Here is a 24,231-nt window from a genome sequence, read left to right on the forward strand (position 1 = left end):
AAAGTTTTCTTGATTCATTTTCCATTAGCGGTTGAGTGATTTTAGTTTTTATTTATCTGTTTTGTTATTTGTTGTAAAATATTGTTCTTCATACATATTAGCTTAATAAACAACTATTTTAATCTAGCTTGTCATTCCTTTTTTTTCTTAGTATTGAGTATTATAGTTTAGTGATAGTTAGAAAAAAATATTCATGGAATGATTTTCGTAGCGGGAAGTCAAACATTTTCTTTAACCATTGCTTAATGAAAATGCTTAGTAGTAATTGCGATGAATTCTTATTCATTTTCGTTCTGTTTAAACAGCACTTTACTGGGATATTTCTCTGCATACGCAAGAATTAAATCGACACTGTATTGATTGCTTTTGTAAGGAGTGACATGATTTTTTATCTCAGAGAGATCCGTAAATCCTATATCCGAAGCGATATATCCCATCCCATAGAAGTGCCCTTTTTCAACCCAAATGCAACTGCGTTCTTCCGTAGATCTTCCTTTATCTTTAATGGCAAAGCTGGGTCTGTTTTTTACTAAAAAATCAATAGCGTTTTGGACTTGTTCGTTATGTTGTTCCACTGCGGGTAAATCGGTTCGGTCTGATTTTGGAGTAAATTCTCCGTGGTCGTCCATGCCGTAATTGCAAAATCGGTTATCAATGCTAAATTGTTTGGCTAGTCCTTGCAATACATTGATGCCTTTGTACAAACTATTAAAAGATTCTATGCACGCCTGAAATTTGCCTAATTTGCCAATGGCTAAATACCGATAGCCGCTGCGGGCTTCATACTCATACAATCCATATTTAGAGTCAAAACGTTTGAGCGCTCTATTGTAGGCGGGCCACAACTTCTTGATTTCATTACATTCGAGCAGTAGTGCCATCAATTCTGTGGCACAAACTTCAAAGGAAATAGAATGTATGTCCCGCAAGAAATTTTGTCTTTGTGTCGTGATATTATGACCACTGAAATGGGAAGCCACGCGTTTTTTTAAGTTGATAGCCTTACCTACGTAAATCACTTTTCTTGTCTGATCGTAAAAATAATAGACTCCTGCTTTATCCGGTAACTGCTCAAAGTCAGCAGGTGGTAAGTTAGGAGGTAAACGCTGGTCTTGAGAAGTCTTTTTTATCATTTTTTCGATTACCCCTTCCACATCCCATTCCAGTAAATGAGAAAATAAAATTGCAGTAGCATCTGCATCACCACCAGCACGGTGCTGGTTGGTCAAAGGTATGTCTAACGAATTGCAAAGTCTGCCCAAACTGTACGAGGCCAGTCCAGACTTAATCTTTCTGGCTGCTCGAACGGTGCATAATTTTGGCGCAGTCCATTTGAAACCACTGGCTTCGAGTTGGTGGCGGACAAAAGAGTAATCAAAGTTTACATTATGGGCCACAAAAACGCGTCCGGAAAGCATTTCTAAAACCTTTTCAGAAATGTCATCAAAAATAGGTGCGTCTCGTACCATTTCATTGTTAATGCCGGTTAGTGAAAAAATGGCTAGTGGAATTTCTTTTTCTGGATTGACAAGCGTTTCCCAACGGTCGATGATACTAGTACCGTTATGGATGATAATGGCAATTTCTGTAATGCGGCTGCCACTGGCATTCCCGCCTGTGGTTTCTATGTCTACTATTGCGTATTCCTGATTTTTCATATGCTTTTTATAATTACTCTTCTTTGTGTTACTACAAAAGAAGCAAAAAGTATTCCCGAGTTTTTAGTGTCTTTTTTGGGTATTCGTGAATCTTCGACTTTATGGCTGGCAAATCAAAAGCCTGAAAGTTTTTTAATATTGTTTATTACTCCTTGACCATCTTTATTCTTGGTAAATTGATTTCGTGTTCTTGCGGATATGGAGCTCGTTCGGTGGTACTAATATCACCTCTCAACTGTTCTGTTGCCTTAAATTGAAGTGTTTTTGAATTGGCATATCGTGGATCAGGCTTAAAAGGCATTTTTGCCATTTTTGAAACAGTAATGGTTGGAAAATGATAATCTACTTCAACTGTACCCAAAAGCAAGTAGCATCCGCCTCCTTTGAACGAATAGTTGATAAGGCTTTTAGGAAAATGTGCAGTATCAAAATAATCACCATTTGCATCGATCCAAGTGCCAAAAAACATCATTCCCATTTTTGTAGGGACTTGTTTAATTGATACCAAGTAAGCAATCAGTTTTACTTCTTTCTTTAGATAGTGAATGAGGTTATTGGCCAAAACACCACTCTTGAATTTTGTTTCTAATAAATCAAATGGTGAACACGAAACAGGAAAACTCAATAATTCAATTTCATCAAAAGCATCTTCTAAAATGGAACGTTCTATAATTGGAAACTTGTATTCCTTAGTGGGTTCTTCAATTAGTAAAGGAGTATTTACCTCCAGTTTATGATGTATCAAAAGCATTCGTGCCTCGATAATTAATTGACTTTTTGTTTTGCCAATACACCTGAAGGCTCCAATAAATATTAATGTTTGGATACTTTCTAATCCTGATGGAACTCTGGTGATGAAATTTTCAATCGATTTGAATGCACCATTTTTTTCTCGTTCAGCAACAATACTGAAAATATACTCGCTGTTTAGATTCTTTAAAAGCATAAAACCCAAATACACATCCGTTCCTTCAACGGTTGTTTGATAAACGCTTTTGTTGATACACGGATTGTGTATCGTTGCGCCACTCATTTTGGCTTCGTGAATGTAAATTTCGGGTCTGTAGAAACCACCACCATTATTGATAGCTGCTACCATAAACTCAATACCGTAGTAGGTTTTTAAATATAAGCTTTGGTAACTTTCTACGGCATAACTTGCCGAATGCGCTTTACAAAAAGAATATCCTGCAAAGCTTTCTATTTGCCTGTAGACTTCTTCACTCAGTTTTTCTGGGTGCCCTTTTGCTTTACAAGAAACAAAAAATTGGTTTTTTACAGATTGTAATTCTGCTAAGGAACGTCCTTTTCCACTGATGGCTCTTCTAAGAATATCGCCATAGGCAGCAGTCAACCCGCCATAATGCAACGCAATTTTAATTACATCTTCTTGATAGACCATAACACCATAGGTTTCGCCCAACTGCTCTTTGAAAACATCATGAAAATATTCAAATTTATCTGGATTATTGTGCCGGAATATATATTCTCGCATCATTCCACTTTGAGCCACTCCAGGACGAATGATACTTGACGCAGCCACTAGTGTTTTGTAATTATCGCATTTTAAACGTCGTAACAAACCTCGCATAGCAGGACTTTCTATATAAAAGCACCCTAAAGTTTTACCAATACTGAGCAACTCATTGCATTTGGCTTCGTTTTTAGACAATGAAGTATCCGTGATATCCACTTTAATTCCTCTGTTTTTTTCAATAATTTTAACGGCTTCATCAATGGTGCCCAAACCACGCTGACTTAGAATGTCGAATTTTTCAAAACCTATATCTTCAGCTACATGCATATCAAATTGCACAATTGGAAAGCCTTTTGGAGGCATTTCTAGTGCAGTGAAATTGGTAATTGGTTCTTCAGAAATGATGATGCCGCAGGAGTGCATGCTTCTTTGATTTGGATATTTCTCTAACATCATTCCGTATTCTTCGACATATTTTACCACCGAATTACTTTCTCTTTGTCGTCCTTTGGCTTTAGATAATCCATCCAATTCGTCTTTAGACAATCCAAAAACTTTACCCACTTCCCTAAAAATAGATCTGTATTTGAATTCTACATTTGTACCACAAAAGGCAACGTGATTTGGATCAAAACGCTTAAAAATATATTCTAAAATAAAATCACGTTCACGCCAAGACCAATCGATATCAAAATCTGGTGGCGATTTTCGGTTTTCGTTTAGGAATCGTTCAAAATATAAATCGAGTTCGATAGGACAGATGTCTGTAATACCAAGACAATAACTCACGATACTGTTGGCACCACTACCACGCCCTACATGCATAAAACCTTGACTTTTGCTATATTGAATGATGTCCCAAGTGATTAGAAAATAGCCACTAAAGTTTAAGTCGTTGATTACTTTTAGTTCTTTTATTACGCGGGCTTGCGCTTCTTTGTTTGTGTTTCCATAGCGTTTTAGTAAACCACTTTTGGCTAAGTTTTCTAATAATAAGCGGTCGCCTTCTTTGCTTTTGGTATAGAATTTTTTGTTTCGAGGCGTTTTAAATTCAAATTCAAAATTGCATTCTTCAATAAGGAATTCGGTATTTTTTATAATTTCTGGATACTCACTGTACTTTTTAAGCAACTCCTCGGGGCTTGTCAGTATTTCAGAAGTTTTGCAAATGTCCTCCTCTGTTAATTTTGACAATAAGGTGTTGTTGTCTATGGCACGCAGAATTCTATGTAAGTTAAATTCCTTTTTGGATCTAAAAGTAACAGGTTGCAGGATTACCGCCTTTTGAATGATCGGCTTCCATTCGGTTTTGAATAATTTTATCACTTCTTCTGGACGAATGCCAATGTATTCAAAATTTCGCAACTCGTTAGGCATATTAGCTGTTGGATAGATCACAAATACATTTTCAAATGCTGGCGCGACCTTTGGCAAATGAGTTTTGGATAAATTATGATGGGTTAGCAAACGACACATTTCGCCAATGCCTTTTTGGTTTTTGGCTAAGCCAATAAAAAGCAGTCTGTTGCTTTGTCTGAACTCAACACCCACGATAGGTTTTATGCCAACTTCCTTGCATTGTTTTGTAAAATCGTAGATACCAGTTACCGTATTAATATCGGTCAATCCAACTGAGGTAAGGCCCGAAATTTTAGCTTGTTGAACAAGTTCGTTCAACGGAATTGTTCCGTAACGTAAGCTATGATAAGAATGGCAATTGAGATACATTGTGATTGAAAATTAACGATTTTTGATTTTATAGTTTTTTGCGTTAGGGAAATGTCATTAGGTTAAGAGGGAAAAAAAAATAGCACGCAGTTTCAACAGATTTTAACTGATTTTTCTGCATAAATCTGCGAAATCTACGTGAAAACTAAAAGAGTAATTCCTTGACTTAATAACATTGTGCGTTAGGGATGGAAGCGGCATCCTTTTGTGCAGCGCTAGCGGAGCAAAAGATATAGCGTACAGCCCGACCCGCCTTTTTCGGCGGGAAACGCCCACCCGAGCCTGAACGTGCGAACTGACGAAGTAAATTATTTTTACTTTGTTTTTTGTTTTATAATGGTGCCTGAACAACGTGAAACCGCATCAAAACCAAACCTATTTTTAATTTTGTCAATGGCTTGGTAGAGCGATAACAATTCTGTTGTGTCTTCAAACATATTGATTTGATAGGTCCCACGAACTAATCCTGTGAACCGTATTCCCACCAACCGCAAGCGCATTCTTCTGGTGTACACTTTCTCAAAAAGGTCTATTGCTGTTTTAGTTAAAATATGATCGAAAGAAGTGTACGGGATTTTAATTTGTTTGGTCTCTGTATCAAAATTATTGTACCGTATTTTAAGTACTACAGTTGATGCTAAAAATCCTTCTGAACGCAATTGATAGGATAGTTTTTCGACCATTCCTGTGATTAGAGATTTAATGTTGTAAACGTCAATGGTATCAGTTTCAAAAGTATGTTCGGTTGAAATGGATTTTCTTTCGGTGTACGGTTCTACAGGATTGTTGTCTATTCCGTTTGCTTTTTTCCAGATTTCCACTCCATTTTTACCAATCATTTGTTGTAAAACTTCGACAGGCATTTCGGATAGTGTTTGAATGTTTCTGATGCCAATTCTGGATAGTAATTGAAAAGTAACGTCGCCCAACATTGGAATTTTTTGAATAGGCAATGGATTTAAAAAAGGTTTTACATTAGCACCAATAATTTCTATTTTGCCTAAAGGTTTCGCTTCGCCAGTGCCAATCTTAGAAACTGTTTTGTTTACTGAAAGGGCAAAACTTATTGGTAAACCACTTTCTTTTAGAATTTTACTAGATAGTTCTGTTGTCCATTTGTAGCAACCAAAAAACTTATCCATTCCGGTTAGGTCTAAATAAAACTCATCGATGCTTGCTTTTTCAACAATTGGTGCTACTTCTTTTAAAATAGAGGTTACTTCATGTGATTTATTAGAATAGTACTCCATATCTCCTTTGATAACCGAAGCTTGTGGACAAAGGCGTAAGGCATATTTTATTGGCATTGCAGAACGGACTCCAAATTTTCTAGCCTCGTAGGAGCACGAAGCCACAACACCACGATCAGAACTACCACCAACAATTAGTGGCAATCCTATTAATTGTGGATTTACTAATCTTTCGCAGGAAACAAAGAAGGTATCTAAGTCCATATGTACGATTGCTCTATTCATCATCATTTCTATTTTTATACATTACAAAATTAGTATAGATACTAACAAATTTTAGTATATTTGTTGTTACAAATTATAACAAAATGGCTATGTCTTTATTTTCTGATAATATTAGGAACCTTAGGGTACAACATAAAATTTCGCAAGAAAAGCTGTCGCAATCGCTAGGGATCACCAGGGGCCGATACGTGAAGTATGAAGATGGAACCTCTGAAGCTCCGTATGAAATATTGAAGAAAATAGCGTATTATTATCACATCAGTATTGACCTGTTGCTCTCTGTAGATGTGCGTAAAATTCCAGTAAACGATTTGTTACAATTGGAAAATAACCGATTGGTGTTGCCCATTACGGTAGATAACAAGGGAGAAAACTTTATAGAAGTTGTGACTCAAAAAGTAAAAGCAGGGTATTTGAATGGATATGCTGATCCAGAATATATTGAAAGTCTGCAACAAATAACCTTACCTTTTTTAGGAACAGGAAAGCACAGGGGATTTCCGGTAGAAGGCGATTCTATGCCACCTCATGCAGATGGGTCTATCATCGTTGGTCGTTATGTAGAAAATTTAGGAGATGTTAATGATGGTAAAACCTATATACTGATCACCAAAAATGAGGGCATGGTTTACAAGCGATTGAATAAAAACAAAAAGAATGCACTTGTTGTTTCATCAGACAACAGCTTTTATCCTCCTTATGAAGTCAAGGTTTCTTCTATCCTTGAGATATGGGAATACGTGTGTAACATTGGACTCACAGATGAAAAACAAGAATTAACGGAATCTGCCAGTATAAAGGACCTGTTTTTAGAGTTGAAAAGAGATATTAGTGATTTGAAAAATAAGCAGTAGTTGTGACTGAAAGCTATTCTAATTAAAGGAAATAAAGGAGTTCATACCTATGTAGGTAGCGGATATATTTTTTAATCAGTTATTAATTCTGACGAGTATAGTGATTTTTCTACCATATTATTTTGGGATATTTTTTGGATGTCTATTTGAATGTCAATGTCATTTTTAAAAATCACTTTCAATAATTCAAGAACTTCTTCCATAGTACAATCGTTAGAATATCCTTTAAACTGAATTAGCTTATCTTTTGTTTGATGCATTTTGAAACCAGCCAAAGATAACCGAGACAAACCATTAGAAATATCGATATTGTTTATTTTCACGTTTGATTTTGTATAAAAAACTACTGGATTTCTGGCTTCTAAGTCAATTAGATACGGGACCCCATTTTCTATTTTTAATCGGCAAAAATCGCCAGTTCTATAGCGTATTAGTGGTAAAAAAGGATTGTTTCCCCCTGTAATCACTAATTCACCTCTTTCACCATTAGAAAGTTTAACATCTTCATGTTCCTCAAAAATTTCTAAATATAAATCGGGTCGGATTGCTTTATGCCCCGTATCTGTAGCGTATGCTATATTTCTGCATTCGGTCATCGAATACAGATCAATCACGGGGCATTTAAAATAATTTTCTAATTTATTTTTTGTGCCTTTTGTCAACTTCATTGCGGAAGATACTAGCGCCTTTGGACTCAATTGCGGCTTTAAATCCAACAATGCCATAAATGCTATTGGATCCCCAGTAAGAATTTGTGGATTGTATTTTTCCAGATATTTTTTAGCATCATCAGGATGGTTCCACTCTGATGGATTGAGGTTTATTTTTAAAATTCCAGCACCCTCTAAATACGTTGATAAAGAGGCATACGTCAATGTTTTTTCTTGGGCACAGATCAAGGCGATGGCTGTTGTATTTTTGCTCTCGCTTATAGAAACATTAAAATCTTTTAGCACGGATTCTATTTGGGGCAACCAACTAGCTTGAGTAACGGCGTCAAAGAGAACATCTAACATCGGGCCCGTAGAACCTGAAGTATAGTACACTAATAATTCCTCTAAATTAGCCTCATTCGATACAAATAAATGAGGATATTTTCTGATATCTTCTCTAGAAATGGTTGGGGAAGCATTTAATTCCTCATCTCTATTTTGGTAAAACGGTACTGTTGTATGGCACCATTTTAAATAGTCATTTAGCCAAACTGGAGTTTGCCCTTCGTTCCAAAATATCTTTTCATCACAGTATTTCTTTTTGTAAGACTTCACTTTTGAAAGTTGCACTGCATCTAAACGATCACCACTTTTAAAATTAAATTTTGGCGCAAGCGCATCTTGCTTAAGTGTATTTAAAAAACTTAAATCCTCAAGCAGCGGAAAACGTTCCGCGTCTGTTAATGCTATTTGCGGATCACTACTCTCGTCCATAGGTATTTGCTGCTTCTCTAGCTTTTTTCTCAGCCATCTCTTTTTTGATTTTCATAATTCTTTCATGTGCCTCGTAGGATTGTTTTAAAACTTTCTGCCGATCTGCACTGCTCAAAGAGGATAATTTATCTGCGGCTTCATCCTGATTTTCGCCTTCTGGAGTAATTTCACAACAATGTAATAATAAGCGAACCATTTCCTCTGCACGTTCCTCATCACTAATCCATTCCTTAAATTTCACATATAACGACGCTTCACTTAATTCTTCAAACCAAAAATCATATAATTTATCTTCTATTAAAGCACTATTTATAAAACTAGGATGACTCAGTAACCAAATCGAAATATGAATTGCGCGCCAATGGTTATCCTCTATGTACGCTAAATCAAAATTACTCGGTATTTTAAATTCTTTTTTTAAAAAATCGTTACAAACCAATCTATACGTATCACTAATTAAAGCTACCGAATTTAGACCCTCATTTTCAAGACTTGAAGAAGGTTTTAAAAAGATATCTGGACATTTCCTTAAATGAGTTACCAACTCAAAAACATCGTATTTAGACATAGGCATAATTTTGTTGTGAAAATTCAAATGCAAACTTTAAAAGTTCCGTTTCATTTGTAACGTAGTATACTTTCCAGCCCATTTTTTCTAATCGAATTACAAAATCTTTGTTGTAATCTGGATAAGAATGTAAGACCATAGTGCCATGGCCACCTGCATTTTTTAATACCAATTCAGCCAATTCCCAATGTGTTTGTTTGGTTTGCGTATCAGAATCCAACATACTAAATATATCGTTGTCCGTAACGATTACAATATGCGATTTTTTAGTGGCTTCTTGTTCAAATGGTTTGCGCAATCGTTCAATTCCGTAGGCATAGCCCGTACCTAAATAAGAGGTTAAGGTTGTTAGTAGATCTGTTTCGTCTGTAATAAAACCATCTGTTTCCAAATAGTCGCCGGGCTCACCAGAAAGACATCCCATAACGGATGCTCCAGCACGCAAAGCAGATAATCCAATGATGGTGGCTGCCAAGACAGGCCATGAAAAATTTTGCTTTGGATTCATCATCGACCCCGAACAATCTATTCCAATGTAAACGTTTAAAGGACTTTCTGCAATGGCGTTGTCAGCATCTGAGCCGTAGGTTCTCTTTTGAGTAGTTAATCCTGGAATAAGTGCGGGCGATAAAATGGCAGATTGCAACCAATCTACTTCTTCAATGGCGTCGCCAATGTCCCAAGTTTCCAATCCCTCGGGTAAATCTAGGGACACATTTTCAGAAATTTCCACAGGAAAATCTATTAAATGAGGCAAAGCAATTTCTTTATAATAGGCGTTGATTAAACGCTGTTCATCCGCTTTTGGGTTGACCTGTTTCATCAGATCAATATAATTCCCCGGACCCATATATCCGTTCCTTGGTCCTTGACCACCCAATTCATTTTTTTCTGAACCTAAACTGTCACTTTTAATACCTTCGCCTTCTTGAAGTCCCAAGGCTTCTTTTCGCATATCGATTACCTCATCGTAGCCTTCTAGATCCAGTTCGGTCATACCAGAAACATCCATAGCACCGGCACCTGCATCTTCAGCATCCAACAGTATTAAAATCTTTTTTCGAGCCTCTTGAAAGGTTTTGTCATCCATCAAATAAGGGTATACCATCACGGCAAAGCGACCACCACCGTGAATCCAATTCTTTGCGTAACTTCTAATCAGAGAGGCTAATAATGAAGCGTCCGCATCTATTTTTTTACTATGAAATGATAAATTAGTTGCTAATTCGCCCCGATTTAAACGCCATAAATATTCATAAGTTCGCATCATCAGTGTCCAAAACTCAGAAAAATTATCCTCTGTATTAATCGCTTGATACACTTTTGACATTCTTAATTTATTGATGCGTTGTAATTTATCATTAATTAAAAAATCTGAATATAAATTAGATACCATAGGGGCTCTATCCTCAATACCTGGCAATGCAAAACGAATCCTATTCAATAAAATAGCATTATCGTATAAATTTGCAGGAGTAAAAATATGATGCCCTATTTCGTGTGCCAATACTTCAATAGCATAATCTGTAATACCGCGTTCTACAACTTCTTCTATATTAATCACAATGCGATGATCTGTTAATCGAATCATTGCAAAACTGCCTGTAAGTCCTTCTTTTTTGGCCTCTTGATGAGATAAACACCAAATCGGTTCTTGCAAACGCAACAAAGGATTCCACTCCAACTTTGCTTGATTCCACTGTGATTTCCACAAGGCTACTGTTCGTTCTATTTCGGTTTGATTAAGCATTTCCAAGACTGTATACGTATAAAAAATAGGAGTTTTGCAACGTAAAAAACAGAGTGTCTTTTGTTGCTACGACAGATGAAATAGTACTTGTATCCATTTCTGCATTTACTTTTTCAATCCATTTTTCAGAGGTATCCAATTGCTTGGCCTTTGAAACAATATAGGCTGCATCAACAGCATTAGCAGGAAGTAAGACCTTGCCAAATTGATCTGCAAAAAGGGCATAACTACTTTTTGAATCGGAAACAAATACATGTTCTCCTATTTGTGCCAACCTTGGTGGATGTTCAAAATAACCCGTGTTACCCACAAAACCACCCTGTACTCCTTCAAACTTGGTATTGCTATTCGACCATGGATTTTCAAATAAATCATAGGCGGTTTTATCTGAACCTAAGTTTTGTAAAATGGTATGTTGAAGGTTTTCAGAAAGGGCCGCATAATCTGCTTTTAAACGAGTTCTTATATGAGCCAAACCACATTTCCACGCATATATACGTCCTACAATTTTAAAATCTTCTATGGTTTTAATTTCTACAGTATTGGATTCAATAAGTTTGCACCAATAGCTTGTTTTTTCTGGAGCATACCTATGCAAATTTAAAAGTACATCATTCAGCAATAAAATGGTTTTTATTGGAAATTTAACTACTAAGTTTGGCATTTTTGCCATTAGTAACCAAGCCACTTTATATTCATCTTCATAACGGATTGCCAAACCACTTCCAATTAATTTCAATGTTTCAAGATACAGCGCTTTTACTATTTCATGTACTTTTTCTGAGGCCGAATTTAGAGCAATAGTTGCTTCTACAATAGGTTCTACAACTTCAACGATCCAATTGGCTAACGTTTGAGAAGGGATAGTCCCGTATTTCATTTCGCTCTCCTTGTACCATTGATTGTATAACGCACTATGATCACTTAATTCTGCAATAAGTTGAGGAAGACTTATTTTTTCCATTGCAGCCATCTTTTGTAATTGGTATACCGTTGGTGTAGGTACTTTAATTTTAAAATATCATCTGCTCTGTAGCCGTACAACTTTTTCTCCTCAGACCATTTCTGTAATTGCTTCTCAATATTTAATAGTCGGTTATCAATTTCTTTTGATGATATGTTTTCGAGTCCTTTTTTAAATTCCGCTTCAAAAGTATCCACAGGATCATTACGATCTAAATCTTGACTCACATACTCATCGCACGATAAATCAAATAAGTTTCTCAACCATACAATTCGATCCACTCTATATACTTCATTCCCAACTTGGTCAAAAAATGGTGATTCTAGATGTGGCGTTAAAGTATCGTGTAAAACAAAGGGCAGCACCTGCCTGATGTCTTCTAATTCTACTTTTTTATTCCCTCTGAAATACGCCAATGCTTTAGAAAACATTAATAAAGTCATGATTTTCCTAACCGACAAACCGTTTTTCGCCTGAGAGCCTAAATCTTTAATTGGATCTTTTCCTGTCTCTTTTCTAAAAAGAGAACGCATATCCATGCCGGATAATTTAGCAGTGTCTTTGGTCATGTATTCCAATCGATTGGAAGCAGGTTCAAAAAATTCAAACTGGCGACAAAAAAACTCGATTCGTTTGCGTAATTGAGGCTCTATTTTTACACCTCTAATCTGTTTGTTAATGGTGTTCAGCTCCTCTTCGGTAAAAATAATTTCTTCCGGAATTATCGCTTCTGGTTTGAAATTGAGTTCAATTCGCTGTAATAAATCGTCAATGAACCGCGTATTGAAATGCATTGCTCTAATCACGATATCAATCCTGTCTTTTAAGGCTTCAATAACTTGGTACGTTCCACCACCTGCGTCATCATTGGCGGTGAGATACCAAGCCCCATCTGGACATTCATAAATCTGATCGAAGATCTCAGCATAATTATCTGCCAACACGGTTAATAAGGCCGATTGCGTTCTAGTTGGAATTCGATTATATTCATCAATAATTTTTACCCTCATGCCCAACCATTTTCGCCAAGCAATTCTAATGTCCGACGTTTTTTCTGCCTTCACCATATCTGAAGGTAATGGATGTCCTAATAGATCTGAAATTGTCATTTGAGGTTGCCCGTGTTGTATGGCACGCAATACGTCTTTATTATCGTAACCGGCTAACAATCCCATCAAAACCGAAGTAGCTGTTTTTCCACGACCAGGTCCGCCCACTATGAGACATTTTCCTCTTGCTGCTAAGTTCAGTAAAGGCATTAATACAAAACTAGAGTAGCTTTGGTCAGTCGGTAAATAAACTGGAACTTTACTGTCTCCAAATAAAAACTTTTTAGGATCACCCTCATTGAATTCGATATCATAATACGGACTGATGATGGCAGTGTTCGTAATCCAAAAATACGCTTGACGTAATTTTTCATCTAGTGCTATTGAATTATCAGACTCATTTTGCGGAGTATCACTTGAATACAAATCTTCAACTTGAAATTTATGGATATCCTTGTCCTCTTGTGGATTAGTTGGTGATTCTGGAACTTTTTTAAAAAATCCCATCGTTCTATTTAATAAATCAGACATAGCTCTTTTTTGTTCTAAGTTACTTAAAATTTACTATATTCTCTAGCAGACAATACATTTGAAACTTGTTCTATTCTTTCCTCAACACTGCCTTTGAGCATGTAATAATGAAGATTTCTCGTGTTCAAATCTTCGATGATTTTTTGTTGAAATGTTTTTCTTTTTACATCACCAGATCTATCCCAAGTATCATCATAAGGAATATCAGTATCACACACAAATATAATATCGTGTCTGCTTTCGGCTAGTTTTGCTAAATTTTCTAATTCTTCAAGGGCACTCCCATGGTAATCTAACGAAAATAAGTAGGTAGTAATAGCATTGGTATCCGAAAACAAAAAGCGATCTGATTGTAACACCAAAGCATCTTCTCTTTCCAAATGAATTTCTGCAATTTTCAACAGATCTTCTAAGGTTAGTCTTTTATTTACTTGATGATTCTCCCAGTATTCTCTTCCGTATTCTGGCATCCACTGAGTATTAAAATGGGATGCTAATTTTTCAGCCAAAGTTGTTTTTCCTGTTGACGGAGCACCAAGTAGTACCACTTTTGTAATCAAATCTTTATAGACAATGGGATCCAAAAATTCTTTGTTTTTAAATGGATCTTTTCTGATTTCCGTTGCGGATATGGGAACACTAATTCGACTTACATCCACCTGTCTATTAATAGCCTTTAAGGATTTACTTATGTGCTCCCCATAAGGCTCACTGGAGTAAAAATGAGAGATGTTGCGATTGCCTAGAATAGATGAAACATAGTCTTCTTGAATTTTCATGATTTCAGGCGTGTACCCACTATCATTAGGCGAATTTACACCTTCAATAACCGTTATATTTGGATATATTTTACGGATCCAAGAAGCTCTAGTTGTTAAAGGGATATTTAATATGGGATCATCATAAATAAGCACGATCAATTCATCCACCTCTTTTATCGCGGTTTCAATTACAAATTGATGCCCTTTATGAAAAGGAGCATACTTACCCAATGTCAGTCCAATTTTATATTCATTTCTCATGTGCAAATTCTTCATTATAAGCTTTTTTCCATTCCCAGTAACCCATGATGGCCATAATCAAAAAAAGTACATACAGCACTGCTGTAAAGTACAAACCTTTATAACTATATATGGTGATGCCAACCACATCGACTACTATCCAAAAGATCCAAGACGCTACTACTTTTTTTATCATCAAATATTGAGCAACCAAGCTTGCAACCATTATAAAAGCATCCTCATAAGGATAGGATGCGTCGGTTTTTGTTTGCATAGTGTAGCCTAAAAGCACGGAAGCTAGAATTGTTAAGCCAATCCAAAAAATTGCGTTTGTCAGCAATGTTACGCGTAATTCACTCTTGTTGGAACCTCCATATTTCCAATTGTACCAACCAAATCCTTGCAGAAATATATAAATAACATGCAATATCATATCTGAATATAATTTTGCTGCGTAAAAGACAAAGCAATACAGAATCACCTGAATTAAACCAAAATACCAGCAGATGATATTTTGCTTGATCGTAAAATAAACTGCCAAAAAACCGAAAACGGCACCAAAAATTTCTAAAGTTGTATCCATAATATATAATGCTAAAGATATAATAATGTGGGAAACTATTACAAGATGACGTATAACATTTGAAAAATTTGTCCCAACTCATTTATGAACTCATTTACAATTAGTAGCTCGAATAAATTTTCTAAAAAAAGTGATGTAAAAAATTCGATCGTGTTTAATAACTCTTTGACTTTTTTTCTGCTAGATGTGCGTAAAATTCCAATAGACGATTTGTTGCAATTTAGAAAATAACCCATTGGTGTTACCCATTACGGTCAATAACTAGGGAGAAAACTTTATCGAAGTTGTCACTCAAAAAGTAAAAGCAGGATATTTGAATGGATATGCTGATCCAGAATATATTGAAAGTCTGCAGCAAATATCCTTGCCATTTTTGGGAACTGGGAAGCACAGGGGTTTTCCTGTCGAAGGCGATTCGATGCCACCCCATGCAGATGGTTCAATCATCGTTGGGCGTTATGTAGAAAAGTTAGGAGATGTTAATGATGGTAAAACCTATATACTAATCACCAAAAATGAAGGCATGGTTTACAAGCGATTGAATAAAAACAAAAAGAATGCACTCGTTGTTTCATCAGACAACAGCTTTTATCCTCCTTATGAAGTCAAGGTTTCTTCTATCCTGGAGATATGGGAATACGTTTGCAATATTGGACTCACAGATGAAAAACAAGAATTAACGGAATCTGCCAGTATAAAGGACCTGTTTTTAGAGTTGAAAAGAGATATTCATGATTTGAAAATAAGCTGTAGACATTGGCTTTTTTTAAGAAAGGAATATCGGCGTAGGAATATTTAGGAGCGTTGAGAATTAAATGAAATCAATCTTTCATGAAAGAGAATCCATTGTTGCAGATGGTTAATTTTATTTATATTTCTTGCTCATTTGTATTCGTTTAAAATAAAAAAGAAACAAATATTAGTAAAATTGGCAAGACATATATTAAGCCAAATATTTTTAAAAAGTCTGACCGTTTCTGTTCTTTTGCAATTATTATTTTGAAAATAAGAATTAAGGAATAAATAGCGATAATAAAAAATGTTATCATAATTAAACCGCCATTCGCAGCTCCGCATGAATTAGGATAATTAGAAGAGCCAGATTTAAACCAATTGATAGCAAAGATTATCCAAAATATGTAAAGAATGAGAAAGAAAGTAGAAATTTTGTGTCTATTAAATAATTTCATTTAGGTTTTAAAATATTTTAATTACATATTCACTTATTATATTCGAGTTTTTTCAGCTTTAGAAACTCCCAAAAGTTGGGTTTTCGTTAATTTTAGGTAGCTCAACAATAACAAATGAACCACCCTCAACAATGTTTGAAAATATGACTAAGTTTAAATGTACATTCAAAGGCTTAATTTATTTCAAATTTTTAAATATAGTTTTTTTTCTTCATAGTAACTTGTTCTTTACTAACCCTAAAAGTAGTTTGTTGTTAGCTAATTGTCACAAGATTTTTAGCAAATAGTTTTAAGATTAAAAGCTGATCTTAATTTTCTGTGCCATAACGTTTAACTTATCCTCCAATTATAACATTAAATGCTCCAACTAGAATTGATCCACCATGAGCGGTTTTGTCTCCCATCCTTGCTGCAGCTAAACCGCCTATCATAACTGTTTTAGATCCAGTTGTAATAGTATCTGGAGGTCCTACACATACTAGCATATCCCCAACTCTTGCGGCTGGTAATCCTTCAATTATAACGGTAGGTTCTCCAGGACCAACAATTGGTCCTCCTACGTGAGGAATCGGTTGTACTGCTGGGGTAACCATAGGACATTCATGGAAGTCAGTAAGTCGTGCTGCTGCTGGCATACTTTCAGATTATTTAGTTTATTATTACCATTGCGCCTTTCAGCGTTAATTGTCCTGGGCTAGATACCTCAGCACTAACTGCGCCTTGTACTTTATATTGTATAGTTGCTGATTCTTTGATGTTCAATCCGTCTATCTCGACATCGCCATCTCTTGACTCAATGTTGATTCCTGTTTTTCCTTTAATAGTAACTCCTTCCTGAGCCGAAATAGTAATGTTTTTTTGGCTTGATATATCTATACCATTACTAGACATTATAATACTATTTTGATTTTCGTCCCTAATAGTGATTTGCTTGTTTTGGTCGCTGATAATAATGGTGTTTTTCATAGGTGTACTAACGGTCCAGACTTTATTTTCATCATCAAATGCTACGGAAATTCCAGACCTGGAAACAATAGCTTTTATCGAATTATTTTCACTAGGAACCAAACCGGAATAAGGTTCTATCTTCTTTCCGCTATATAAACTTCCCAAAATTATGGGATAGCGAGGATCTTCATTCAAAAACCCCAGAATAACTTCGTCTCCCACCTCGGGCAGAAAAAAAACTCCAGCTCCCCTAGTGGAATAAAAATTAGAAAGTCTCGCCCATATACCATTTCCATTTTTATCAAATAATGGTATATCTACTAAAATTCGATATTGAGAATCAGGATCTTCAAAACATTTTTTCACGGTTCCATTGAAAAGTCCTCTTGCCGCAGGAATAAGGCCAGATGCTGGTGGTGCTATAACATCAGTTTCTTCGGCAAACCAATTAGGCGAAAGCCCCAAACTGACTTCTGTAACCCAATTTCCTTCTGACAAATCATGAACTACACCACCAATAAGATAATCACCATTGAATCGATCTCCAAGACCTGCAAATGTGACGTATTTTCCGGGATCAATTACATGTGTACCCTGAATTTTTGCAGCACCTATTATTTTTGAATATTCACTTTTAATGATTTGGGCTTTTGACCAATTGTTTAAATCGGCTCTTTCCAAGGGTGCAGTGGTCTGCTGCTGAGAGGATGAGAGTCCAATAACTTCCGATAATTTTTGTGTAGATAAATTTCCGGCTCCCAAAATATTAGGAACTGCTTCACTGTTTATGACAGCTTGATTTTTATAATCCCAGCTGTTTGAAGTAACACTGCCTAATTGTGCAATAGAATTTAATTTGGCATTAAATTCCATTAGATTATCTCCGTAAGTTACAGTAAGTACCGATGTAGTGTTTATGTCTGGAGCACTTATTGAAATTTTCCCATTAATCGCCGTTACAATAAGTCCATTAGTTTCGGCAAGTGTCATAATAAAATCCCAATCAGTTACATAATATTGTACTTGTTCAGGCCACACTGTAGTTGTGACCTCAATATCCGAAGTTAATCCTAGATAACTTTCTATTATCGATGTAATGATTTCACTGTCTTTTTTATTGGAGTACGTTCGACTTTTTCGTCCTACAATCATACTTATTGAGCGGTCACGACATTCAATTTCTAAAACTGATCCTATCGCACCGTCAATCCTTAGAGACTGACTTGTAATAATGCCTTCAAAAATAACTTCGTTTTTGGTATCATAACCTGCATCTATACTGACAAAGTCACCTGGAACAAAAGTAGAAGACGAACTTACTTCAAAACTCCCAGTATTAGGCTCTCCATCCAAAATCAAGATTCTGGCAATTGGAATTCGGTTTACGCTTTTATCGATATGTACTGACAATACATTCAGTTCATTGGGTATTACAGTACCATTGACCTTTATTGTAAATGTAGCAACACCGCTAGTGCTATTTGTATCTGATGTACTCATTATCTAACTTTATTTATTATTTTAAAGGTAAAGGTTTTTAGATCAAGGTTTCAAAAAAATATTATTTTAATAGCCAGTCAAAGTCTTTTATTTATTTTATTATCCTTCGATGTAACATCCCTTTGGCTCTGACTTTTTAAACGTATTAAGAATACTGTTTTAAGCTAAATGAAAATAAATGTTAAAGATAGGGTTATACTAAAAAAGCAATTACGGTGCAGAGTTCATTGAAAGTTAAGTTTTTTATACATTTCCGTTAATAATAAATTCAAATATTTTTTTGTTGTTAAGTTGATTTTTATTCCCCAATGCTTTCTACAACAATCAAACCATTGCTCACTCTCTGTTTGAAACCCAAAATTAGGTAAATAAAAAAAATAGAATTTTTAATACAGTATTATAATTATACGGAAATAATTTCCTTTATTTTTATGCCTAACAATGGTTAGCATTTTTCTTGTTTTGTCTATATTAATTTTTGAATATATTTTTGTTAGCTTGAGTGCTATTTTTTACTTGAGGATCATTTTTTGTCTTGCATTACATTTTCTATGGGAACTTAGGGGAAGACATGTTTGAAATACCTGGACTTATTTTTAAATTAAAAAGGCACTCGTTTTTAACGAGTGCCTCTGTGAACATTAAAATTCAATTTAATCAGGATTAAATTAAATTTTATCAATCTTGTATTGATTGAAAACTTGTTTCCATCTTTTTGGAACTTCTAAGCTAATTAATAAGGTTTCTTCATTGGCTACTTTTTGACCTTCATTTTTATTGAATGATAAAAAATTGAAACTCCCATGAATATAATATTCATTATCTTTTATCACTAATTTTTTATGTGATCCAACCATATTTTTATTTCCTGTACTTTCAAAATGTGTTGGTAAATGAATCAATTTAAAGTTCCTATAGTTTTGAACCAAACGCTCCATTTCTCTTATTGCTTTTAAATCATGTTCATCATTTCCTTCAATACCATAAAGCACCATAATATTCACTTTTCTTTTTAATGCTGCTTCTAGTTCTGGGATATAATTTAAAGCTGCTCTTTTAATCCATGGACTTTCTATTAAGAGTTTTTCTTTTGAATTCTGAATAGCTTCAATGAATTTTGCTTTGGTCTCCCAAATGGACAAGGTTTCTATTTGAGATTTGTTTTCTAGTGTTGGGATTTTCTCAAATACAATATCATTATTTTTTATTTCTAACTCAATATTTGCAACAATAGCTCTCTCTGAATCGGTAAAATCATAAATGATATTTGGGTATTCTTGTGAGAGAATTTTAGTCAATCGTTTATTCAATGAATATTCCTTGTTTCTATTTCTAATTTCGATTCTTGGTTCTAATTCATTTTCTTTTTCTCTTGTTGGAATGTATTCAATTAAAAAATAATCGTTAAAAACTTCTTTATCAAATTTGATTTCATTTTCATCGTAATCTACCAAAAATGCTTTTCCTGCTTTATCCTTTTTATAGATATCACCTAATTGTTCACTCTTCCCTTTTAATAATTCTGGGCTTTTATTTTTAAATTTAATTTTGGGTTGTATTTTATTTTGAACATTAAAATCATTGAAAAAAGAAAAATCATTTTGTAAAACTTCATCTGAATAAGCATCTATGTAAAATTCAAACTCCTCTTCTGATAAAATTTTAAGAATACTATTGTCTTTACTAAATTCTTCACCTGATTTAGTAATCATCCATTTATTCGATATAAAATCTAAGTACCCTCTCTCTCGAAGAAAATAAAGTTCTCTTAAAATAAAATCATCTTTGTCTAATCCTAAAAAATGTGTTAGTTCACTCTCGGTATTTATTCCGGATTTTATTGCTCTAATAAAAATTGCATACACCTGTCGAATTGATTCTTCAGGAGATTTATTGACCATTGCATTAATCACTACTTTTCTATAAGGATAAGCAATCGGAATGATTTCATTAATACGATAATTACTTGGACATTGGTCTTCAAGTTTTTTATATATTTCTTTTATATCCATTAGAAAATTTGTTCAATATTAGTAACTATCCATTCTTTTTTAATTTCTTTTAAATACCTTCTTAATGCAGGTATTTCTCCATTGAGATGTGGGGCATCCGCAGACAATAACCAATTGTAATTTCCAATAATAATTAATAGTTTTTTTTGACGAGAAAGTGCCACATTAATACGATTAGCATTTGCCAGAAAACCTAATGTGTTTTGGCGACTTCTCACTAAATCAAAAATTATAATATCTTTTTCTAAACCTTGAAATTTATCGACTACTGATAGTGTTACATTTTCTGATTTAAGATTTTTACATTTTCTGTAATCAAAATTTTTAGAAAGCATACTTTTTATTTCATTTACTTGAGCTGAATATCCTGTAATAATTCCGACTGAGTATTTTTTTACCAGTGGATGATGGTCTAAGCGTTTTAAAATTTCTGGAATTAATTTTGCGCTTTCTTTATTTTTAGATGAACCAGTACCATTAGTTTCGCTTTTGTAATCATTACCTGTATCGATAAAAATGATGGAACTGTTTACTTTTAAGTCAAAATTATGCTCTTTTTCAATTGGTCTTTTGGCTGGTAAAATTGGCTCGTCACCATATGGTTCATAAAAACATTTAGAAGTTAATATAACTTGATCGTGTGAGCTTCTTCGACATACTTCTAATTGGCTTTTAAAATCGTCATCTATGTTTGTAATAATTTGTTCAAACAAACTTGGTCTGTTGAAATAGTCATCAAAGCTATCAAACTCATCATCTTTTTTAAATGTTTCCCTTAGCCATTTTTCTACTTCTCTTGTGCCTGTTAGCATTGGTCTTAATTGTCTGTGATCACCAACTAAAATAGCTTTGTTTGCTAAAACTAATGGAATTAATGATTCGGCTGTGGTTGCTTTACCGCTTTCATCCATAATTACATAGTCAAATTCGAAATTAAATTTTGCATATTTTTTTGAAGCAATATGATTAGTAGTTGCTCCAATTACTCGAATGCTGTCTATTAACTTTTGATTTAGATGACTCTTTTCATCTAAAGAGCTTATTGTAGCTAGCCAATCTTTGTATAGATTTTGCTTAATGAAATATTCTTCAAAATTAATATTCGTTTTATTTGATAACTCCTTAATTAGTTCACATTCTGAATTTAAATATTTTTTTAGATAGCTGATTTCATTCTTGTTTGTTATCGCTTTTTTTAATTCATTTACTTTATATTCCCAACTTTTATTGTTTGATATAATTTCAATTATCAAATCTAGATTTGCATTGGATTTTCTAACCTCAGTCAAAAAACTTTCTCTAACTGGTCTCCAATTTTCTTTGGCAGTTTTTCTGATTTTTTCTTTCCAACCTTCAATTTTTCTCTCTAATGTATGTTTTGCTAAACTTGGTTTAGGTTGTCTTACGCCACTTAATCTAACAAGTGGTATGTCTTTTTCTAAAAGATTATCCAATACATTATCTACCGCATCATTAGTTTGAGACGTAATTAAAATCTTTGCATTAGGTTGTTTGTTTAAAATTTGAAATACTATTTCTGTAATTACAGTCGTTTTTCCTGTTCCTGGTGGCCCTTGAATGATGGTTAACGGTTCTCTATTTAAAGCATTAATAACCGCTTTTTGTTGGTTATCGCTATATACAAATGGATTGCCTTTATCATCTGTTTGATAAATATCTTCAAGAGTATGAATATCTAAAAACTTACTTTGTAAATCTCTCGGATTAAATAAATAGTGAATTAAATCTCTATTTTGAACATCATTGAATTCCACTTTTTTGATAGCTTCAAGTTGGCGCTTTTTTTCTTCTTCTTGTTTGCTAATATTTTGAAATAAATAACCTTTTGAAGGAAGTGTTTCAAAAGATAAATTTTCACAATCTTTAAATTTTATGATTCTTAGTTTAGTATCAAAATTATAAGCTATACCTGAAAATTTTAGGAGCTTTTTTATTTTTTTTTTATCGGCAGTTTCGCTTAAAATGTATTCAAATTCCTCTGGATGTGGCGGTAACGATTGATCAATATGATTATAAATTAAACCTTGATTACTGTATTTTTCATTATCTTCTACTTTAAACCAAACTTCATCTTCACTTTTCTTCTCAAAATTATTGTACACCAAACGAAGTGAGTTCTTTTCGATTACTTCGAGTTCTTTTGAAATTAAATCTTTATAAAACTTTAATTCTTTGTTAGTTTCATGTTTTCCTTTGCTATAGCTACGTTCTTTATCTTTTTCTTTAAGTATTTTTTTTATTGTTGATGTTAAATTGAAGGTTGTAGAACTACGGCTATCAAACTTAACTGGTACTCCGATTTTTTGTGCATACTTCTCATCGGTTTTTTTTCTATCGTCTATGTTTTCCTTTTTGGAACTATTTCTAATAACCAACTGTTTTTCAGATACTAACCAAAGACAATGCAAGTAATAGTTTTTGGTATAAATATCAAGTAAATAATTTTCTTTAGTACTGTTTTGAGCTTTTGGCAAAACGTTTATTTTCGGCAACTCTTTTCCATCACCTACACCATTCAGCTCTTTTATTATTTCATTAGTAAATTCGCCTGTAACATCAATAATATTGGTTTTTTCAAATGGACTACTAAACAATATTGCACTAATATCTTCTTTTAAGTTAGAATAGTTTATTCGTTGGTCTGGTGCAATTTCACAGCATTTATCAATAAGTTCTTTGATAGATGAAAACTCTGTCAGTTCTCTTTTTTCAAAATACCATTCCATTATTTTACCAATAGAATAAATATCTGATTGGTGTGGAAAACCTTTAGTAATTTTTCTATCCCATTTTTCAGGTGCGGCAAAATCTCTTGCAAAAATTTCTAATTCTTTTTCTTGACTTAAAGTAGTAGCAATATCTGCAATACCAAAATCAATTAAAAAGAAATCTTCATTTTCATCAATTAAAATATTGGCAGGATTAATATCACCATGAGTTATTCTATTGGTTTGATTAAGTTCTTTTAAGCATGCTACACTATTTTCAATTCCCTTTAAAAAAACCGTTGGTTTAAGCGAATCCAATTCATTCTCTAACGTTCTTGCTTGAATGAATTGAAAAATTATACAATAGGCCTGTTCGTTTTCATCCCAATCGTATTCAATGATTTTTGCTAAGTTTTTGTGGGTAGCTTTTTTTAAGTTTCGTAATTTATCAAACAAAATTTTGCTTGCTTGAGAGTATTGCTCAATACCTTTGATCCATTTTGCAAAATAATTGTTTTCAAATTCGTCTTGAACAACTGCTGTTATAGAATACCCTCTCTCTTCTTTTTTACGGCTTATTTGGTATTTTCCTAGAATCATATGCTGGTTTGTATTTTTAGATTTTTCTATCGAAAGTGTTTCAGCTTTTAAAAAAGTCCAAAATATTAAAATTATTTGTAAGTAAAGTTGTTTTTATTTCAAAGAAAGTATTTACAATTATTTTTGGTAAATTAGATTACATGAGGAAGCATCTGAAATTTTTATAAAACTGTCCGATAATTTTTTT

General features: G+C 34.0%; 16 protein-coding genes. 2 read left to right on the forward strand and 14 right to left on the reverse strand.

The window, feature by feature from the left end; genetic code table 11:
- Positions 1 to 278 precede the first annotated feature (278 nt).
- From KBJ98_RS03365 to dinB, 3 genes are all read right to left on the reverse strand, one after another.
- A complete protein-coding gene (locus KBJ98_RS03365) occupies positions 279 to 1,658 on the reverse strand; it encodes an exonuclease domain-containing protein (RefSeq protein WP_210788276.1) in 1,380 nt (459 codons plus the stop codon).
- 145 nt (positions 1,659 to 1,803) lie between these two features.
- Positions 1,804 to 4,863 carry a DNA polymerase III subunit alpha gene (locus KBJ98_RS03370; protein ID WP_210788277.1) on the reverse strand — a complete coding sequence of 1,020 codons (3,060 nt, stop codon included), beginning with the start codon at positions 4,861 to 4,863 and terminating at the stop codon, positions 1,804 to 1,806.
- Positions 4,864 to 5,177: 314 nt separating this feature from the next.
- Positions 5,178 to 6,338: a DNA polymerase IV gene (gene dinB / locus KBJ98_RS03375; RefSeq protein WP_182651288.1), complete on the reverse strand. Its 1,161-nt coding sequence runs from the start codon at positions 6,336 to 6,338 to the stop codon at positions 5,178 to 5,180.
- Positions 6,339 to 6,427: 89 nt separating this feature from the next.
- On the opposite strand from dinB, the gene KBJ98_RS03380 reads away from it, so the two are divergent.
- The gene (locus tag KBJ98_RS03380) at positions 6,428 to 7,192 is read left to right on the forward strand and encodes an XRE family transcriptional regulator (RefSeq protein ID WP_210788434.1); all 765 of its coding nucleotides are present in this window, start codon (positions 6,428 to 6,430) and stop codon (positions 7,190 to 7,192) included.
- Positions 7,193 to 7,263: 71 nt separating this feature from the next.
- Here the strand turns inward: KBJ98_RS03380 and KBJ98_RS03385 are convergent, their stop codons facing one another.
- Genes KBJ98_RS03385 through pnuC form a run of 7 tightly spaced genes read right to left on the reverse strand, consistent with a single transcriptional unit; the run spans position 7,264 to position 15,065 of the window.
- Positions 7,264 to 8,619 carry an AMP-binding protein gene (locus KBJ98_RS03385; protein WP_210788278.1) on the reverse strand — a complete coding sequence of 452 codons (1,356 nt, stop codon included), beginning with the start codon at positions 8,617 to 8,619 and terminating at the stop codon, positions 7,264 to 7,266.
- Entirely contained in the window at positions 8,606 to 9,187 is a 582-nt protein-coding gene (locus KBJ98_RS03390; protein WP_210788279.1) for a hypothetical protein, read from the reverse strand. Before KBJ98_RS03390 ends, KBJ98_RS03385 begins: the two co-directional genes overlap by 14 nt.
- A complete protein-coding gene (locus KBJ98_RS03395; RefSeq protein WP_210788280.1) occupies positions 9,180 to 10,937 on the reverse strand; it encodes a DUF58 domain-containing protein in 1,758 nt (585 codons plus the stop codon). The genes KBJ98_RS03390 and KBJ98_RS03395 overlap by 8 nt, the downstream gene beginning before the upstream one ends.
- Complete coding sequence (locus KBJ98_RS03400; RefSeq protein WP_210788281.1) at positions 10,930 to 11,901, reverse strand: hypothetical protein; 972 nt, start codon at positions 11,899 to 11,901, stop codon at positions 10,930 to 10,932. Before KBJ98_RS03400 ends, KBJ98_RS03395 begins: the two co-directional genes overlap by 8 nt.
- Positions 11,889 to 13,481 carry a MoxR family ATPase gene (locus KBJ98_RS03405; RefSeq protein WP_210788282.1) on the reverse strand — a complete coding sequence of 531 codons (1,593 nt, stop codon included), beginning with the start codon at positions 13,479 to 13,481 and terminating at the stop codon, positions 11,889 to 11,891. Before KBJ98_RS03405 ends, KBJ98_RS03400 begins: the two co-directional genes overlap by 13 nt.
- A gap of 23 nt (positions 13,482 to 13,504) precedes the next feature.
- Positions 13,505 to 14,518, reverse strand: coding sequence for an AAA family ATPase (locus tag KBJ98_RS03410; RefSeq protein ID WP_210788283.1), 1,014 nt, complete (start codon positions 14,516 to 14,518; stop codon positions 13,505 to 13,507).
- Entirely contained in the window at positions 14,493 to 15,065 is a 573-nt protein-coding gene (gene pnuC / locus KBJ98_RS03415; RefSeq protein WP_210788284.1) for a nicotinamide riboside transporter PnuC, read from the reverse strand. The genes KBJ98_RS03410 and pnuC overlap by 26 nt, the downstream gene beginning before the upstream one ends.
- 313 nt (positions 15,066 to 15,378) lie before the next feature.
- Here pnuC and KBJ98_RS03420 point away from each other — a divergent pair, with 313 nt between their 5' ends.
- Positions 15,379 to 15,864 carry a S24 family peptidase gene (locus tag KBJ98_RS03420; protein WP_225899048.1) on the forward strand — a complete coding sequence of 162 codons (486 nt, stop codon included), beginning with the start codon at positions 15,379 to 15,381 and terminating at the stop codon, positions 15,862 to 15,864.
- 726 nt (positions 15,865 to 16,590) lie between these two features.
- Here KBJ98_RS03420 and KBJ98_RS03425 read toward each other — a convergent pair.
- The 4 genes from KBJ98_RS03425 to KBJ98_RS03440 all read right to left on the reverse strand — a co-directional run bounded on the left by KBJ98_RS03425 (position 16,591) and on the right by KBJ98_RS03440 (position 24,044).
- Positions 16,591 to 16,890: a PAAR domain-containing protein gene (locus tag KBJ98_RS03425; RefSeq protein ID WP_182651276.1), complete on the reverse strand. Its 300-nt coding sequence runs from the start codon at positions 16,888 to 16,890 to the stop codon at positions 16,591 to 16,593.
- A 13-nt stretch (positions 16,891 to 16,903) separates the two neighbouring features.
- Positions 16,904 to 18,703, reverse strand: coding sequence for a type VI secretion system tip protein VgrG (gene vgrG, locus KBJ98_RS03430; RefSeq protein WP_210788285.1), 1,800 nt, complete (start codon positions 18,701 to 18,703; stop codon positions 16,904 to 16,906).
- A 668-nt stretch (positions 18,704 to 19,371) separates the two neighbouring features.
- Positions 19,372 to 20,715: a phospholipase D-like domain-containing protein gene (locus KBJ98_RS03435; RefSeq protein WP_210788286.1), complete on the reverse strand. Its 1,344-nt coding sequence runs from the start codon at positions 20,713 to 20,715 to the stop codon at positions 19,372 to 19,374.
- The gene (locus KBJ98_RS03440) at positions 20,715 to 24,044 is read right to left on the reverse strand and encodes an AAA domain-containing protein (RefSeq protein ID WP_210788287.1); all 3,330 of its coding nucleotides are present in this window, start codon (positions 24,042 to 24,044) and stop codon (positions 20,715 to 20,717) included. Before KBJ98_RS03440 ends, KBJ98_RS03435 begins: the two co-directional genes overlap by 1 nt.
- Positions 24,045 to 24,231: the final 187 nt, after the last annotated feature.

The sequence above is a fragment of the Flavobacterium erciyesense genome (assembly GCF_018069925.1).
GTDB classification, from domain to species: Bacteria; Bacteroidota; Bacteroidia; order Flavobacteriales; family Flavobacteriaceae; genus Flavobacterium; species Flavobacterium erciyesense.

What these genes read in the sequence shown, in the direction of transcription:
- KBJ98_RS03405 (WP_210788282.1), bottom strand. Translation starts at nt 13,481, where the DNA reads ATGTCTGATTTATTAAATAGAACGATGGGATTTTTTAAAAAAGTTCCA.
- vgrG (WP_210788285.1), bottom strand. Translation starts at nt 18,703, where the DNA reads ATGAGTACATCAGATACAAATAGCACTAGCGGTGTTGCTACATTTACA.
- KBJ98_RS03435 (WP_210788286.1), bottom strand. Translation starts at nt 20,715, where the DNA reads ATGGATATAAAAGAAATATATAAAAAACTTGAAGACCAATGTCCAAGT.
- KBJ98_RS03410 (WP_210788283.1), bottom strand. Translation starts at nt 14,518, where the DNA reads ATGAAGAATTTGCACATGAGAAATGAATATAAAATTGGACTGACATTG.
- KBJ98_RS03380 (WP_210788434.1), top strand. Translation starts at nt 6,428, where the DNA reads ATGTCTTTATTTTCTGATAATATTAGGAACCTTAGGGTACAACATAAA.
- KBJ98_RS03370 (WP_210788277.1), bottom strand. Translation starts at nt 4,863, where the DNA reads ATGTATCTCAATTGCCATTCTTATCATAGCTTACGTTACGGAACAATT.
- KBJ98_RS03425 (WP_182651276.1), bottom strand. Translation starts at nt 16,890, where the DNA reads ATGCCAGCAGCAGCACGACTTACTGACTTCCATGAATGTCCTATGGTT.
- KBJ98_RS03440 (WP_210788287.1), bottom strand. Translation starts at nt 24,044, where the DNA reads ATGATTCTAGGAAAATACCAAATAAGCCGTAAAAAAGAAGAGAGAGGG.
- pnuC (WP_210788284.1), bottom strand. Translation starts at nt 15,065, where the DNA reads ATGGATACAACTTTAGAAATTTTTGGTGCCGTTTTCGGTTTTTTGGCA.
- dinB (WP_182651288.1), bottom strand. Translation starts at nt 6,338, where the DNA reads ATGAATAGAGCAATCGTACATATGGACTTAGATACCTTCTTTGTTTCC.
- KBJ98_RS03395 (WP_210788280.1), bottom strand. Translation starts at nt 10,937, where the DNA reads ATGCTTAATCAAACCGAAATAGAACGAACAGTAGCCTTGTGGAAATCA.
- KBJ98_RS03390 (WP_210788279.1), bottom strand. Translation starts at nt 9,187, where the DNA reads ATGTCTAAATACGATGTTTTTGAGTTGGTAACTCATTTAAGGAAATGT.
- KBJ98_RS03385 (WP_210788278.1), bottom strand. Translation starts at nt 8,619, where the DNA reads ATGGACGAGAGTAGTGATCCGCAAATAGCATTAACAGACGCGGAACGT.
- KBJ98_RS03365 (WP_210788276.1), bottom strand. Translation starts at nt 1,658, where the DNA reads ATGAAAAATCAGGAATACGCAATAGTAGACATAGAAACCACAGGCGGG.
- KBJ98_RS03400 (WP_210788281.1), bottom strand. Translation starts at nt 11,901, where the DNA reads ATGGAAAAAATAAGTCTTCCTCAACTTATTGCAGAATTAAGTGATCAT.